The sequence below is a fragment of the uncultured Polaribacter sp. genome, assembly GCF_947497695.1.
Lineage (GTDB): Bacteria > Bacteroidota > Bacteroidia > Flavobacteriales > Flavobacteriaceae > Polaribacter.
The window spans coordinates 1-16,969 of sequence record NZ_CANMHM010000012.1 but is presented as its reverse complement, the minus strand read 5'-3'; the positions used below and the strand labels follow the sequence as shown (position 1 = coordinate 16,969).

The window sequence follows — 16,969 nt, the reverse complement described above, 5'->3', positions numbered from 1 at the left end:
ACGAATAACTTTTATTCCAAAAAAATCCCAATGATTGCTCATTGGGATTTTTATATTTATAGGTATAAGAACATTTACACATTAAATCTAAAATGCATCACATCACCATCTTTTACAACATACTCTTTACCTTCTACTCTCATTTTACCAGCTTCTTTTACTTTTGCTTCAGAACCATAAGTTACATAATCTTCATAAGCAATCGTTTCTGCTCTAATAAATCCTTTTTCAAAATCGGTATGAATTACACCTGCTGCTTGAGGTGCAGTTGATCCTATAGGAATGGTCCAAGCTCTTACTTCTTTTACACCTGCTGTAAAATAAGTTTGTAAGTTTAATAATTTATAAGCAGAACGTACCAATCTGGCAACACCTGCTTCTTCTAAACCAATGTCTGCTAAAAACATCTGACGTTCTTCATAATCGTCTAATTCTGTAATATCTGCTTCTGTACCAACAGCTAACACAATTACTTCTGCATTTTCATCTTTTACAGCTTCTCTTACCTTTTCTACATATTCGTTTCCAGAAACTGCTGAATTTTCATCAACATTACACACATACAATACTGGTTTTAAGGTAATAAATTGAAGTGGTTGCACAAACTCCATTTCTTTTTCAGAAAATTCTAAGGTTCTTACAGAAAGCCCTTTTAAAAGAGTTTCTTGTATTTTTAATAGAACTACTAATTCTGCTTGGGCTTCTTTGTTCCCTGTTTTTGCTGTTCTTTTAACACGTTCTAAACGTTTTTCTACTGCTTCTAAATCTTTTAATTGTAATTCAATATCAATTGTTTCTTTATCTCTAACAGGATCTATAGAACTATCTACATGAATAATATTATCGTTATCAAAACAACGTACTACATGTAAAAGTGCATCTGTTTCTCTAATATTTGCTAAAAACTGGTTTCCTAAACCTTCTCCTTTACTTGCTCCTTTTACAAGTCCTGCAATATCTACAATCTCTACAGTAGCAGGCACAACACGTTCTGGATTTACCAATTCTTCTAATTTTTCAATTCTTTTGTCTGGTACATTTACCACCCCTAAATTTGGCTCTATCGTACAAAAAGGAAAATTGGCACTTTGTGCTTTTGCATTTGATAAACAGTTAAATAAAGTTGATTTTCCTACGTTTGGTAATCCTACAATTCCGGCTTTCATTATTATTTATATATTTTAATAAAATAGATACAACTACCAATACTTGATTTTTGCGTTGCAAATATAGATGTTTTAAACATAAAAAATTCCGAATTTACTTCGGAATTTTTTATACCATGATTCAAAAAAATCATGTTTCTTGTTTCTAAAAATCTTTACGATTACTCTTTATGCATAAAAGCTTGTTTTGCTAACAACTCTTCTTCTGTTTCTACCACATCATCATCTGGCACACAACAATCTACAGGACATACTGCAGCACATTGAGGCTCATCATGAAAACCTTTACATTCTGTACACTTGTCTGGTACTATGTAATACAATTCGTCTGAAACTGGTTCTTGATCTTCATCTGCATTTACAGCTTTTCCACTTGGTAAAACTACGTCACCAGATAAATCTGTACCATCTTTATATTTCCAATCGTCTGCTCCTTCGTAAATTGCAGTGTTAGGACATTCTGGTTCACATGCCCCACAATTTATACATTCATCTGTTATTATAATTGCCATAATTTTTGTTCTGTTTTTGTACCTTTGCAATTGCAAAAATAAAGCCAAAATTATTTACAACCAAAATAAATGGAAAGTATTCAGAATAGAATTAACGCTTTTATAAAATTAGGAACATTTTTAAGTCAGTTTTCTGTTGAAAAAATCAAAAAAATTGATGGCATAGAACATAATGAACTCTTTTTTGATGGCTTTCTACATCAAATAAAAATTGCCCAAGAAAAAAACTCTTGGTTTACAAAAGAAAATATTTTATTTTCATTAAACTCACTATCTAAGTCCTTAAACAAAAGTGATTTAGAACACTTTACAAAGGATATTAGCTCAAAGAATAAAACCTCAAAAAAAGTGGCCATTGTAATGGCAGGAAACATCCCTTTAGTTGGTTTTCATGATTTTTTATCCGTTTTACTTTCTGGTCATTCTGTAATAGTTAAACAATCTTCTAACGATAAACATTTATTGCCTTTTTTAGCCAAGTATTTAGAGTATGTTGATGTTGATTTTAAAGGTAAAATCACTTTTACAGAAGAAAAACTGACAAATTTTGATGCAGTTATTGCTACAGGAAGCGATAATACTGCTCGTTATTTTGAATATTATTTTAAAAACAAACCTAATATCATCAGAAAAAGTAGAAATTCTGTGGCAGTAATTACAGGAAAAGAAACCGAAGAAGATTTTATAAAATTAGCTGATGATGTTTTTCAATACTTTGGCTTAGGGTGTAGATCTGTTTCTAAATTATACGTACCAAAAGACTATAATTTTGATGCTTTTTTTAATGGAATGTATGCTAAAAAAGACATTATTAACAATGCTAAATATGCTAATAATTACGATTATAACAAAGCTGTTTATTTAATGAGCTTGTTTGATTTGTTAGAAAATGGTTTTTTAATGATTAAAGAAGATGAAAGCTACTCCTCTCCCATTGCCACCATTTTTTATGAATATTATGACAATGAAATCGATTTAAAAATAAAATTACATCAAGACAAAGATAAAATTCAGTGTATTGTAGCCAAAGACTTTATAGAAAATGAAGTTGCTTTTGGACAAACACAACATCCAAAGTTAACAGATTTTGCTGATGGCATTAATACGTTAGAATTTTTAGCTAATATATAACTGGTTTTTGGTTTATAGTTTTTAGTTAAAATCTAAAAACTTTGAAACTTTGAAACTTTGAAACTCAAAAAAAATGAAAAAACATAATTTTAGTGCAGGACCTTGTATTTTACCACAAGACGTATTGCAAAAAGCATCAGAAGCAATTCTAAATTTTAATGATGATAATTTATCATTAATAGAAATTTCTCACAGAAGTAAATCTTTTGTTGCTGTTATAGAAAAAGCTCGTTCATTGGCTTTAGAATTGTTAGGTTTAGAAAATAAAGGATACCAAGCTTTATTTTTGCAAGGTGGTGCAAGTTTAGAGTTTTTGATGGTAGCTTATAACTTATTAAATAAAAAAGCAGCGTATTTAAATACAGGTACTTGGGCAGATAAAGCTATTAAAGAAGCAAAAGCTTTTGGCGAAGTTATTACAGTGGGGTCTTCTAAAGAAAAAGGGTTTAATTACATTCCTAAAGGATATTCAATTCCTGAAGATGCAGATTATTTTCACTGTACAAGCAACAATACAGTTGCAGGTTCACAAATGAAAGAGTTTCCTAAAACCAATGTTCCTTTGGTTTGCGATATGAGTTCAGATATTTTTTCACGTCAGTTAGATTTCGAAAAATTCGATTTAATTTATGCTGGTGCTCAAAAAAATATGGGCCCTGCAGGTGCAACTTTAGTCATCATTAAAGAAGATATTTTAGGAAAAGTAGAAAGACATATCCCTTCTATGTTAAATTATCAAATTCATATTGATAAAGACAGCATGTTCAATACACCTTCTGTTTTTGCAGTATATGTTTCTATGTTAACCTTACAATGGTTAAAAGATTTGGGTGGTATAAAATTTATTGAAGAAGTAAATAATAAAAAAGCTGAACTTTTATATGCAGAAATTGATAGAAACCCTTTATTTAAAGGAGTTGTTGCTAAAGAAGATAGAAGTATAATGAATGCAACGTTTACCTTAACTGATGATTCTTTAACAGAAAAGTTTGATACAATGTGGAAAGAAGCAGGAATTAATGGTTTAAACGGGCATAGAAGTGTTGGGGGCTATAGAGCAAGTATGTATAATGCTTTGCCACTTTATAGTGTGCAGGTTTTGGTAGATGTGATGCAAGCTTTGGAAAAAGAGATTTAAAGTTTTGAATTTAATATTCCGAATTTGGAGTATTCACAAAACTTTGAACTATAAATTTTAAATTTTGAACTTATTTAAGAATGAAAATATTAGTAAACGACGGAATTTCACAAAGCGGAATTGACGCTTTAGAAAAAAAAGGATTTGAGGTACTAAATGTAACAGTTGCACAAAATCAATTAGAAAATTATATCAACGAGCAAAATATTGATGGAATTATAGTAGGAAACAATACACAAGTAAGACAAGAGTTAATGGAAGCTTGTCCAAGTTTAAAGTTAATTGGTAGTGCTGGTACTGATATAGATAATATTGATATTGATTATGCAGAAGATAATGGTTTAATAGTTATTAACACTCCTAAAGCTTCTTCTAGTGCTGTTGCAGAATTGGTTTTTGCACATCTTTTTGGGATGGTTCGTTTTTTACATTCATCAAACAGAGAAATGCCATTAGAAGGAGATTCTCGTTTTAATGATTTAAAAAAAGCGTACTCTAAAGGAGTAGAATTAAGAGGAAAAACTATTGGTATTATTGGCTTTGGAAAAGTAGGCCAAGAAGTTGCAAAAATTGCAATAGGCTTAGGTATGAATGTTATTGCTACTGATACTGAAATTGTAAGTGCTCCTATAACCTTAGAATTTTTTAACGGACAAAAATCAACATTTATTATTGAAACTGTTAACAAAGAAGATGTTTTAAAAGAAGCAGATTTTATTACTTTACATATTCCAGAACAAGAAGATTATATCATTACAGAGGCTGAAATTGAAAAAATGAAAGATGGTGTAGGGATCATAAACACTTCAATTGGAGGTGTTTTACATGAGGTAGATTTGGTAAAAGCTATTGAAACTGGTAAAGTACAATTTGCTGGTTTAGATGTTTTTGAAACAGAACCAACTCCTGCAGTACAACTACTAATGAATCCAGAAATTTCTTTAACGCCTCATATTGGTGGTGCATCAAAAGAGGCACAAGACAGAATTGGAGTTGAATTAGCAAACCAAATTATAAAGTTATTGAAAGATTAATAATTGAGTTTTTGGTAAAAAACTTTGAAACTTAGAAACTAATTTCATGATTAAAGAAAACTTATTAAATATAAAGCAATCAATCCCAAAAAACGTAACATTAGTTGCTGTTTCTAAAACCAAACCTGTTTCTGACTTACAAGAAGCTTATAATGCTGGTCAGCGTATTTTTGGCGAGAATAAAATTCAGGAAATGGTTGAGAAATATGATGTTTTACCAAAAGACATTCAATGGCACATGATTGGTCATTTGCAAAGTAATAAGGTAAAATACATGGCTCATTTTGTTGATTTAATTCATGGAGTTGATAAATTTTCTACCTTAAAAGAAATCAATAAACAGGCTAAAAAGCACAATAGAGTAATTAATTGTTTGTTACAAGCTAAAATTGCCAAAGAAGACACAAAATTTGGTTTGTCTTTTAGTGAAATTGAGCATATCTTAGATTCATCAGAAATAAAAGCATTAGAGAATATAAAAATTGTTGGTTTTATGGGAATGGCTACATTTACAGAAAACCAAAATCAATTAGAAGATGAATTTTCATCATTAAAAAACTTCTTTAATCAACAAAAACTGAAAACTGCCAATGCCAGCTTTAAACTTGAAACTCTTTCAATGGGAATGAGTGGAGATTATCAATTGGCAATAGAAAATGGAGGTACTATGATTCGCGTAGGAAGTTCTATATTTGGCAGCAGAAACTATCCCCTGTAAATTTCACTTTTAAATAAAAAAAATTTGTACGCAATTTTAGACATCGAAACTACAGGAGGTAAATTTAATGAAGAGGGCATTACAGAAATTGCTATTTATAAATTTGATGGTCATACTATAGTAGATCAATTTATTAGTCTGGTAAACCCAGAAAAAGCAATTCAAGAATTTGTTGTAAAACTTACAGGTATCAACAATAAAATGCTAAGAAATGCACCAAAGTTTTATGAAGTTGCAAAACGAATAATTGAAATAACATCAGACTGTATTTTAGTGGCTCACAACACTACTTTTGATTATAGAATTTTAAGTACTGAGTTTGATAGATTGGGTTATGACTTTAATAGAAATACTTTGTGTACTGTAGAATTGAGTCAGAAATTAATTTTAGACCAACCTTCTTATAGTTTAGGTAAACTAACTCGATCTTTAGGAATACCAATGACAGACAGACACAGAGCTTCTGGTGATGCATTGGCTACAGTGCAATTATTTAAATTATTATTAGAAAAAGATACCAATAAAACCATCATACAAAGTTCTATAAAATACTTTGATAGAAGACATCAAAAACAAAAACTAAGAGCTTTAATAGATGAAGTGCCTACAATACAGGGAGTTTTTTACATACATGATAAAGAAGGTGCTGTTATTTATATAGGAAAAGGAAAAAACATAAAATCTGAAATTAATAACCTGTTTTTAAAAGTAACTAAAAGAGCTGTTAAAATTCAAGAAAGAGCACAAACAATTTCATTTGATAAAACAGGTAATGAATTATTTACACGCTTAAAATATGCTATAGAATTAGAAACCTTGTCTCCAAAATTTAATTTTAAGAAAAAACAAAGAATAAACACTCAAAATTTTAATAATGATGATTTTATCATCATGGAAAAAGGAAGAGAAGTTGAAGAACATGCAATTATTTTAATAGAAAATAATGAAGTTTTTGGCTGTGGGTATACAAACTTGAGTTTTCAAGAAAATAAGTTAGATATTTTAAAAACTATTTTAACTCCCATTGAAAATAAAATACAAGCAAAAAATATCATCAAAAATTACATCAATAAAAATAAGGTTCAGAAAATTATTAGATTATAGATTGATTATTCACATGTACAGTTCTTTAATCTCACAAATAATAATAATAATAATAAACAATAAACCTTTACTTCTCAACTTAATTCCATAATTTAGCATTAGGCACAATTTATGGATTTAGAGCAATTAATTTTACAATTTCAAAAAAAGGATATAAAAGCCTATGAAAAACTATACACTATGTATTGTGATAGTATTTCTGGAGTTGTAAACAATATTGTTAAAAATAATACTGTTGCCCAAGAAATTACTCAAGATGTTTTTATTAAAGCTTGGAACAAAGCAGACACTTACTCTTCTAAAAAAGGGCGGTTTTTTACATGGATTTTAAACATCGCAAGAAATGCAGCTATTGATTACACACGTTCTAAAAGTTTTAAACAATCTAAACAAAACCACAATGCAGATTTTTTCGTAGATATATTAGAAACCAGTGATAATTTAGATACAGCTACTGATACTATTGGTTTAAAAGAATTTGTAACCAAATTAGGAGCTAAATGTAAGTCTGTAATTGAACTTTTATACTTTAAAGGTTTTACACAGAAAGAAGCATCTGAAGAATTAGAAATACCTATTGGCACCATTAAAACAAGAAATAGAACTTGCATTGGCGAATTAAGAACAATGTTAGGAGTTTAAAAAATGAATAGTAAAGAATACATAGCATCTGGAATTTTAGAACTGTATGTTGCAGGATCGCTTTCTGAAAAAGAAAATCAGGAAGTATATGAAGCTATGCAAAAATATCCTGAAGTTTTATCAGAAGTACAATCCATAGAAAATGCGATTGTACAACTCACAGCTTTTGCTAAAAAAGATAGTTCTTATGCTTTTGATGACATTAAAAACCAATTAAAGGTTGATGCACCAAAAGTAATACCAATTTCTAAACAAAAACCAAATTGGTTACAATATTCAGGTTGGGCAGCTTCTTTATTAATAGGCAGTTTCTTAATGTATACTATTTATCAAAACAACCAACTTAAAAATCAAATTGCTACAGAAAAACAACAATTAGAAGAGCAAATAGACAAGGCTTCTAATAGTTTGGCAGAAGCAGAAAAGCTAATTACAGTTTTTAGAGATAAAGAGATTATTTCTATTCCTTTAGCAGGTCAAAAAGTATCTCCAACTTCTTATGCTAAAGTTTATTGGGATAAAAAAACAAAAAGTATCTATTTAGATGCCAAAGGTTTACCAACACCTCCAAAAGGAAAAGTATACCAAGTTTGGTCTTTAAAATTAAACCCTTTAAGTCCAACAAGTTTAGGTACTTTAGATGCTTTTACTGCGGATAACAACAAAATATTTACCATAGAAAATGCAAATGAATCTGAAGCATTTGGAATTACTTTAGAACCAGAAGGTGGTAGCATATCTCCTACTTTAGAACAGTTGTACACTTTAGGTGCTGTTGCAGTAACATCCTAATTATTTATTTTTAAATTTAAAAAAATAAGTTTAAATTAGTTTACAGAACGCTTTCTACTAGTTATTAAAACATCAACTTGTAAAAAATACAATCTATTATTTGATTAAATGGGAGATGAAAAATACTACACAAAATTAAAAAAAGATAATAAAACTCTTATTGAATTATTAGAGAACGAAACCAATTTCTCTAATATTCCAAACACTTGGCATATTATTGTAGTAGACATTAAAAACTCTACAAAAGCTGTTAATGAGGGCAAGCACCATCAAGTAAACTTAATAGCAACAGGTGCAATAATATCTGTATTAAACACCATAAGAAAACAAAAAAAGAATATCGAAATTCCTTATTTTTTTGGTGGTGATGGGGCTACATTCATTATTCCAACAATCCTCTTAAATAGCATTCTTTTAGTATTAAACAATTATAGCCTTCATATTAAAAAAAACACTGATTTAACTCTAAGAGTTGGTACAATTTCTGTTAAAAATTTATTAGCTGATGCTATTAGTTTAAAAATAGCGAAACATCAGCTTACAGAACAATTAGCAATTCCCATTGTTTTGGGTAATGGTTTAAAAATAGCAGAAGAAATCATTAAAAAAAAATTTATTAAAATTGTTGACGTTGAGTTTAAAAAAGATCTTTTATACTTAGAAGGTATGGAGTGTAGATGGGAACAAATTAAACCTACACAAATACAAAAAAAGGTTATTTGTTTGCTAATAGATACGTTAGATGAAAATAATCAAAGAACTATTTACAAAGATATTTTAGCCAAAATGGAAAGTTTATTTGGTTCTTTTGAAAATAGACAACCTATAAAAACCAACAACTTAAAATTAAACTTTAGTATTAAAAAAATATGGGAAGAAATGAAAATCAGTCTTGCTAATAAAAATGTAAGCTATTTATTAAAAAATTGGATTGAAACACTTATAGGAAAATGGTATTTTAATTTTTCTAAAGATGGAAAAAACTATTTAAACCAAATTGGTCAATTATCACATACTTTTATGTTAGATGGTATGATTAACACTGTATTTACTGCAGAAACAAACAATATAGTTTTTTTTACACAGTATTTAAATCAGTTAGAAAAAGATAAAAAAATTATATTTGGCATGCATATTACACATGCCTCTGTAATGTCTTGTTATGTTTTAGACAGAAAAACAAAACATTCTCACTTTGTAGATGGTACTGAAGGAGGTTATACTTCTGCTGCAAAAATGTTTAAAACAAAATTAAAAAATTTAAATAATCATTAATTTACTATTACTTTTTAAAGATTAAAAATGCCTATTACATTGCTGTAACAGACATTTTCATCCAACTAAACAAACCAAAAAATTATTATTCCATATAATATTTGTAATCTAATTTCTCTTAAAAACGATAACTAATTGTTGCTTTTGCAAAAAATGGTGTTCCTGGAGTAAAATGAATTTCCTCTACAGAAGCTAACTCGTTTTGCAATCTGCTTTCTGTAGCAAACTGAGTTTCGTTCCAAGAAACATCAAAAATATTTTCTATTGCAATTCCAAAAGTGATGTCGTTCATTTTATAATTGATGTTAAAATCACTTACCAAATAACCCTCTGCAATAATAGAATTGTCTTCATTTGCTGGTCTATCATCAATAAAACGATAACGAATTCCACCAGAAAAATTACCTAAATTATTAAACGATAATCCTCCAGCCATTGTAAAACTAGGTGCTAAAGGAATATAATCTTGTCCTGCACTGTTTTCTAAACTCCTTGCTTTTGTAAGTGTAGCATCTGTATCTAAGTACAACCAATCTGTAAATTGATAACGGATTCCTAAATCCAATCCATAACGTTCAGATTCTCCAGAAGGCTCAATAATTCCAGCATCACCAACATACACAAACTCTTCTTCTGATAACAAATACCAAATTGCTGTATTTAAGACCAAATTTTTAGTAGGTTTCCAAATATTCCCAAAATCTAAACCATAAGCTCTTGGTAGAATTTTATCGGTATTTTGCTGTAAAATTACACGAGCATCATTAGAATGAAAACCAATTCCAGATTTTAAAAACCATTGTAAATTATCCTTTTGAGTATATAAAAAATTTAAGTTAGGGTTTGCTGTTGTTGCTGTTTTAGACAAAGTCTGATAATTGGTACTTAAAGCATCATTGTATAAAAATTTAAAATAATCGATTCTTAAAGAAGGTGAAATTTTAAATTTTCCAATTTCAAATTCTGAATTAAAAAACGCATACATGTTTGTTTGCTTAACATCTCCTAACTGTATAGTATTTAATACTTCCCTTCTGTTTTTTGTGTGCGACAATTCATTATTATTTATCAAATCATGTCTTAAACCAATACCTTTTGTAAATTTAGCTTCTACATTACCATAATTTTTAGTATTGATAATTTGAGCATTCATTCCAAAAATATCACGGTTTTCAAATTGCTTAATTTGATCTCCATTTAATGGATCTTCTAGAAAAAAAGTAAAATTAGAATACAATTCAAAATTATAATTAGAATAAAACACATTCGATTCAAAAAAAGATTCATTCGCTAAAGTTTTATGAAACTGAACATTAAAGTTAGTTCTAGAAGTAACCCCTCCTTCAGTATCATCAATAGCACCAAAACGAGTAATATTTCCATTATTTACTTCTCTTTCTGGTATTTGTCCTGAAGCATCCCAAGTACTTGTAAAATGAGAAGCAGTAAGAGTAACTCTATCTTTTCCGTTTAAAAATGCACTATATTTTCCAAAAATATTTAAGCGATTAAAATTTTGAGGAGATTCAAAAGCACCATCAGTTTCTATATATTCTACAGCAACATAAGCATTTTCATTTTTTTTATTTGCTAATAAATTAAACATTCCTAAGGTTCTTATTGTATTAAAATCGCCAAAACCTAAAGAAATTGTATTATTATTGATGTACGATTTTGTAGAAAAATCGACATAACCTGCAGTATTAAAATCACCTTGATTTGCATAATAAGGTCCTTTACCAAAATTTATTTTCTGAATCGTTTCTGGTATCACAAAGTGTAAATCACTATATCCTTGCCCATGAGCATGAGAAACCATATTTATTGGCATACCATCTACAGAAAGCGTAATATCTGTACCATGATCTATATCAAAACCTCTTAAAAAAATTTGTTCTGCCTTTCCTCCTCCTGCATGTTGACCAATAAATAACCCTGGAACTTTTCTTAAAATTTCTTGCGAATTATTTACTGGGTTTAATGCTAAATCAATTCTAGAAATAGTTTGTAAAGCATTAATTTCTTTACGTAAAACCAACTCATCTAATTGAAATATTTTGGTTTTTAAAGTAATAATAATTCCATTTTGTAAATGTTGATTGCTTACTGTTATCTTTTTTTTAGCATAACCTAAAATACTAATTTGAATTGTATTGCTAACTGTTGTATTATCTATTTTAAAACTACCATTTTCATCAGTGTGAGTATGTGTATTTGATATTTCATTTACCACATAAACATTTTCTAAAGGCTCATTAAATTGATCTATTATTTTTCCTTTTAATTCTTGACTAAAACCTTTTATACAAAGTGTAAAAGCAAGAAAAATTATAATTTGATTTCTCATTTTTTTTATTTTTACAGTTTATATATTGTGAATTTCAGTTTCTACTAATGGACCTAATTCATAGATAGCTCCTAACAACTCTTTTTTAATTTCTCTTGCTTGTTTAAGATTTCCATTTGCTTTTAATATGTGAGCTGTATGTAACAAAGCTTCTGGCTCAAAGGTTTTACCAACTACATATTTTTCAGAAATTTCTAATGCTTTTTTTAGGTTTCCATTTTTGTAAGTAGCCCAAGCTAACAAATCAAAAGATTGTGCTGTTGGTCTAGCTTTAACTTCTAACTGTGCAATTTGTAGCGCTTTTTCTTTTTTTGATTCATCATCAGCAAATAATAAAACATCATATTTATAATACATTACACCATAATTACCATCATCAACTTTAGCTAAATATTTATTAATTTGGTTTTCTTTTTCTACAATATTCCCTGTATAATCTGCTATTTCTGCTTTTAATAAATGATAATCTGGTGCTGCATTTTCTTTAGTAACAGTTTCTAAAATACGTAGTGCTTCTTCTGGGTTTCTCTCTTTAGAGTATACAATCCAAGCAATTCCTTTTTTTGCATAACTATCATTTGGGTTTAATGCTAATGCCTTTAAATAGGCGTTATAAGAATCCTTAATTCTGCCTGCATGTCCATAATAATCAGCTAAATTTGTATAATTCCACTGCATCAAATATTTATTTTTATAAGTTTCTGCAAATACTAATGAAGCTTCTAAATATTTAATGGCATTGTCTAAATTACCAATATGATCATTATATTTAGAAATTCTAATTAAATAGTTAAAATTATTAAAATTTTTAACTTTAGATAAGTAATGTTCTACTTTATCTAAATTACCTAATTCTAAATAAACATCAATTAGCATAAAGTGTGTTTGCTCTAAATTCTCACCAATATATGTTGCTTTGGTTAGTAAATTTAACGCTTCTTTAAAACGATGTTGAGAAATATAATTTCTTGCTAAACTTCTTAAATAGCCAGCACTATTATAGTTTGTTTTTTCATTTGCAATCAGTAAATTCTGTTCTGCTTTTTTTAATGCATCAATATTTCCTGTTATTTTAAATAATGATGAACTAGCAGCAGCTAACTTTACATTATAAGGATATTGATCTGGTGTTTTTTCTAATTTGTTTTTCCAGAATTTAAATTCTGATGTAGTAGTTTCTAAAGATTTGTTTGTTTTAACATTTAAAAAATGATTGTAATCTTTTGAATTAGTTATTTGTTTATTGTTTATTGTATTGCAACTTGTTGCGATTGAAAAAGTTACAAATAATAAAATTAGTTGGATGTATTTCATGACTTGTAGTTTTAGTTGTGTTAAAGAGGTAAAATTTAAAAACTAACACACACCTCTCAATATGTGTTAGTTTTAGTATTAAAGAGTTTTCTTTATTATTACCAAGGAGATGCTAAATAGGGAAAAGATGTTAAGAAATTTTTATCATTAGCACTAACATTATCATCTGATAAAGTAGGGTTTTCTGAGTTTGATAAACCTTCTTCACCACCAAATATTAAAATCAATTCTACAGTAATAACATCATCTGCTAAAGCTCTACCTGTTAATACATTTGTACCATCAAAAAATGTGGTTTTGCCATCTAAAGAAACATTTAAAACATCTGTAGCTAACAAACCTGTAAAAGCTGCTGCATCTAAACCTAATGCATTTTTGTCTCCTGCATTGGCATAAGCAGGACTTAAAGCTTTTATATTTGTTTCAAACATAGATTGAAAAACTGCACCTTGTTCTGAAGGGATTGTTGTATTAAAAGTATCTTTACTTGCTGCTGACACAAAAACAGTGTTTACTGCAGGTCTACCCATTTGATCTTTTTGTACAAAAGTTCCAGAAAAATCAGTGGTTATTTTAATCATATCATCATCTTTATCATCATTGTTACAGCTCATTACAAATAAAGAAAAGACTGCTATTGCTAAATATTTTATTTTATAAATTTTCATAATATTGTGTTTTAAGTTATAAGTTAATTATTGTTTTGTTTTTGCTTCTACCCAAGTATTAATAGTACCTGTTCCACCAATTTCACTTTTTGGCACTTCTACTACAATAGATAATACGTTTGTACCTGCAAAAGTATCTGCTCCTGGATTATTAAAACCAGTTGCTGTACCACCAATAATTGCTCCATATCGTGCAAAATCCATAAAGAAAGGGTCGTCTCTTGGTCCTGCAAAAAACTTCATCCCATTTTGATTAGCAATTATTGCAGTTGATGATGAAATTGCTACTTCAGATTTTGTAGCCATTTCGTTAATGGTACTATTTAAACCTGTTGTATTTGGTTTATAAGGCCCAAAGAAATACATTTTTCCGTCTTTCGGAATTGCTTGTATTACCAAGTCTTCAACATTGTCAGCATTGGTATCAATATTAAATTCTACCATAACATTTTCTGCAAAAGATGCTGTGCTAGTTGCAGTGGGGCTTAACAAGCCTTGTACATTTGCTACAAATACTAAATTGTTAGTGTCTTCTGCTTCAAAAGCATAAAAATCTGTAATATCTGCTGTTGTTCCACTTGCATCAGGAGCATCAATATGATCTGCTGCAATTGTAATTAAACCGATAATCGCTGCGAAAACGGTTGCTACTAAAATTTTACTTTTTTTCATTGTGTGAGTTTTAAGTTATTATTAATTGAATCTCAAACATACTTACGAGATAAAAGTAGTTGTGGTTTTAAAAAAAGTATATTTTTATAATAGTTTATTTAAAAACCCTTATAAACAAAGAGAAAAAAGCACAAAAAAAAGCACACATTCAGTAAATAATTGTACTATTGTAAAAGAAAAATAGACGAATTTTGAGTAAAACAGAAACAAAATCTTCTTGGAAACACAAACTTCATGAAATTATTTATGAGGCAGATACTAAAGCAGGTAAACTTTTTGATATTATTTTATTAATCTCCATTATTACCAGTATTTTATTAGTAATGCTAGAAAGTATAAAAAGTTTTGATGCTAAATATCACGACTTTTTATACATCAGTGAATGGGTTATCACCATTTTTTTTTCTATTGAATATATTTTAAGAATTATTTCTATAAACAAACCCTCTAAATATATTTTTAGTTTTTATGGTATTATAGATTTATTGGCAACCATACCAATGTATATATCTTTTATTTTAGTGGGCTCTCATAGCTTAGTTGCACTTAGAGCTTTACGTTTATTACGTGTTTTTAGAATTTTAAAACTAGCAAGATATACTGGTGCTTCAGAAAAATTAAAGTTAGCAATGAAAGCCAGTAAAGCCAAAATAGCTGTTTTTCTCTTTTTTGTTATTATTGTTTGTATCATTCTAGGTACTGTTATGTATATGGTAGAAGGTGAAGAACATGGTTTTACAAATATTCCTAAAAGTATTTATTGGGCAATTGTAACTTTAACAACTGTTGGTTTTGGTGATATTGCTCCACAAACACCTTTAGGGCAACTAATTGCAAGTATTATTATGATTTTAGGTTATGCTATCATTGCAATTCCTACTGGTATTGTAAGTTCAGAATTAACAAAATCTACCTTAGATGAAAATACCAACACACAAGCCTGCCCTACTTGTTTAAAAGAAAAACACAAAAATGGAGCAGAATTTTGTTACAACTGTGGTAATAAATTAAATTAAATGACTTCTAATAACTTTCTAATTACCATTGTTGGCCCTACAGCTATTGGTAAAACTGCTTTAAGTATTCTTTTAGCAAATCATTTTAAAAGTAATATTATTTCTTGCGATTCAAGACAGTTTTATAAAGAAATGAAAATTGGTACAGCTGTACCTGATGCAAATGAATTAGCCGCTGCAAAACATCATTTTATACAAAACAGAAGTATTTTTGACGATTATAATGTAGGTGCTTTTGAAAGAGATGCACTTACAAAGTTAAACGAACTTTTTAAAAAAAATCCAATTCAAATTATGGTGGGAGGTTCTGGTTTATACGTTGATGCTGTTTTAAAAGGACTAGATTATTTTCCTGAAGTGGCTCCTAAAATTAGACTCGATTTAATAACCAAACTAGAAAAAGAAGGCATTGAAGTTCTACAAAAACAATTAAAAGAACTAGATATAGAAACATATAATACTATAGAATTACAAAACCCCAAAAGAGTACTAAGAGCTTTAGAGGTTTGTATTGGCTCTGGTATACCCTATTCTAATTTTAAAAATAAACCTAAAGCAACAAGAAATTTTACAACCATAAAAATTGGTATCGATGCAGATAGACAAATTATTTATGACAGAATAAATAAACGTGTAGATGTAATGATGGAAAATGGTTTGTTAGAGGAAGCAAAAAAACTACATCAACATAAAAAATTAAACGCACTACAAACTGTAGGTTATAGAGAATTGTTTTCTTATTTTGATGGTAATTTTACCAAAGAATTTGCAATTTCAGAAATTAAAAAAAATACAAGGCGTTTTGCTAAAAGACAACTAACTTGGTTTAAAAAAGATAAAAACACTTTATGGTTTCATTATAAAACAGATATAAATAGCGTTATCTCTAAAATTTCTGAGAAAATTAAACAATAAAGCTATACAAGCAAAGTGTAATAGTAAATAATACTAAAAGTGATAAAAGTTTATTCACTATTTTAAACTATTAGCCAAACATAAACACAATGCTTCTCTCTAATATTTCAACGCAAAACCAAAGCCTTTAAATAAAAAATTACAACAGTTACCCTACAAATTAAAATTGCGAAAGTATCATTTGGGCGTGCCCATTTTTTTAAAAAACCTGTAGTGTGTAAAGCAAAAATCGTCTAAAAAAATGGTCAGGCTTTTCGTTACAAGTCCTCGTTCGTTCCTCTCTGTGGGCTTTTCACTGCAATCCTTCACGCAAAACAACATTTACGTTCTATAAATTTAATTTAGTAACACTACATCTATTATTAAATAAATTAGTATTAAGCAAACAGGTCATAACTAGGGAAAAAAAGTTACAGGTACTCAAAACATGATTTGCTTAGTGATTTCATTTATTACAATATATATTAATAAATAAAAGAAAAAAGAAATCTATTTATTCGGAAAAAAAAAGCCTCAATTCGTAAG

14 protein-coding genes and 1 pseudogene are annotated in these 16,969 nt (G+C 28.7%); 10 read left to right on the top strand and 5 right to left on the bottom strand.

Translation table 11 applies throughout. The features are described 5' to 3' along the window. Positions 1–74: 74 nt before the first annotated feature. Both ychF and Q0731_RS11055 read right to left on the bottom strand, forming a co-directional pair. Positions 75–1,166, bottom strand: a complete 1,092-nt coding sequence (gene ychF, locus Q0731_RS11060) for a redox-regulated ATPase YchF (RefSeq protein WP_299064018.1) — start codon at positions 1,164–1,166, stop codon at positions 75–77. A gap of 161 nt (positions 1,167–1,327) precedes the next feature. Then, entirely contained in the window at positions 1,328–1,678 is a 351-nt protein-coding gene (locus Q0731_RS11055; protein ID WP_299064016.1) for a 4Fe-4S dicluster domain-containing protein, read from the bottom strand. Positions 1,679–1,747: 69 nt separating this feature from the next. Between Q0731_RS11055 and Q0731_RS11050 the strand changes: the two genes are divergently transcribed. The 8 genes from Q0731_RS11050 to Q0731_RS11015 all read left to right on the top strand — a co-directional run bounded on the left by Q0731_RS11050 (position 1,748) and on the right by Q0731_RS11015 (position 9,512). Continuing rightward, the gene (locus Q0731_RS11050; protein ID WP_299064013.1) at positions 1,748–2,809 is read left to right on the top strand and encodes an acyl-CoA reductase; all 1,062 of its coding nucleotides are present in this window, start codon (positions 1,748–1,750) and stop codon (positions 2,807–2,809) included. A 73-nt stretch (positions 2,810–2,882) separates the two neighbouring features. After that, positions 2,883–3,947 carry a 3-phosphoserine/phosphohydroxythreonine transaminase gene (gene serC, locus Q0731_RS11045; protein ID WP_299064010.1) on the top strand — a complete coding sequence of 355 codons (1,065 nt, stop codon included), beginning with the start codon at positions 2,883–2,885 and terminating at the stop codon, positions 3,945–3,947. 80 nt (positions 3,948–4,027) lie between these two features. Continuing rightward, positions 4,028–4,981 (top strand): D-2-hydroxyacid dehydrogenase, encoded by a 954-nt coding sequence (locus Q0731_RS11040; protein WP_299064007.1) that lies wholly within the window; start codon positions 4,028–4,030, stop codon positions 4,979–4,981. A 46-nt stretch (positions 4,982–5,027) separates the two neighbouring features. Beyond that, entirely contained in the window at positions 5,028–5,699 is a 672-nt protein-coding gene (locus tag Q0731_RS11035; protein WP_299064004.1) for a YggS family pyridoxal phosphate-dependent enzyme, read from the top strand. Positions 5,700–5,723: 24 nt separating this feature from the next. Further along, positions 5,724–6,803 (top strand): exonuclease domain-containing protein, encoded by a 1,080-nt coding sequence (locus Q0731_RS11030; RefSeq protein ID WP_299064002.1) that lies wholly within the window; start codon positions 5,724–5,726, stop codon positions 6,801–6,803. 111 nt (positions 6,804–6,914) lie between these two features. Beyond that, positions 6,915–7,445 carry a sigma-70 family RNA polymerase sigma factor gene (locus Q0731_RS11025; RefSeq protein ID WP_299064000.1) on the top strand — a complete coding sequence of 177 codons (531 nt, stop codon included), beginning with the start codon at positions 6,915–6,917 and terminating at the stop codon, positions 7,443–7,445. A 3-nt stretch (positions 7,446–7,448) separates the two neighbouring features. After that, positions 7,449–8,237 carry an anti-sigma factor gene (locus Q0731_RS11020; protein ID WP_299063997.1) on the top strand — a complete coding sequence of 263 codons (789 nt, stop codon included), beginning with the start codon at positions 7,449–7,451 and terminating at the stop codon, positions 8,235–8,237. Positions 8,238–8,345: 108 nt separating this feature from the next. Further along, positions 8,346–9,512, top strand: coding sequence for a DUF3095 family protein (locus Q0731_RS11015; protein WP_299063994.1), 1,167 nt, complete (start codon positions 8,346–8,348; stop codon positions 9,510–9,512). Between the two features lie 118 nt (positions 9,513–9,630). On the opposite strand, the gene Q0731_RS11010 is transcribed toward Q0731_RS11015, so the two are convergent. From Q0731_RS11010 to Q0731_RS11000, 3 genes and pseudogenes are all read right to left on the bottom strand, one after another. Further along, positions 9,631–11,859 (bottom strand): TonB-dependent receptor plug domain-containing protein, encoded by a 2,229-nt coding sequence (locus tag Q0731_RS11010; RefSeq protein WP_299063992.1) that lies wholly within the window; start codon positions 11,857–11,859, stop codon positions 9,631–9,633. Between the two features lie 18 nt (positions 11,860–11,877). Further along, positions 11,878–13,173: a tetratricopeptide repeat protein gene (locus Q0731_RS11005; protein ID WP_299063989.1), complete on the bottom strand. Its 1,296-nt coding sequence runs from the start codon at positions 13,171–13,173 to the stop codon at positions 11,878–11,880. A gap of 98 nt (positions 13,174–13,271) precedes the next feature. Continuing rightward, positions 13,272–14,513 (bottom strand): annotated as a pseudogene (locus tag Q0731_RS11000) (DUF4331 family protein). A 191-nt stretch (positions 14,514–14,704) separates the two neighbouring features. Between Q0731_RS11000 and Q0731_RS10995 the strand changes: the two are divergent. Together Q0731_RS10995 and miaA are read left to right on the top strand one after the other, a co-directional pair. After that, complete coding sequence (locus tag Q0731_RS10995; RefSeq protein ID WP_299063988.1) at positions 14,705–15,529, top strand: ion transporter; 825 nt, start codon at positions 14,705–14,707, stop codon at positions 15,527–15,529. Then, the gene (gene miaA / locus Q0731_RS10990) at positions 15,530–16,444 is read left to right on the top strand and encodes a tRNA (adenosine(37)-N6)-dimethylallyltransferase MiaA (RefSeq protein ID WP_299063986.1); all 915 of its coding nucleotides are present in this window, start codon (positions 15,530–15,532) and stop codon (positions 16,442–16,444) included. Positions 16,445–16,969: the final 525 nt, after the last annotated feature.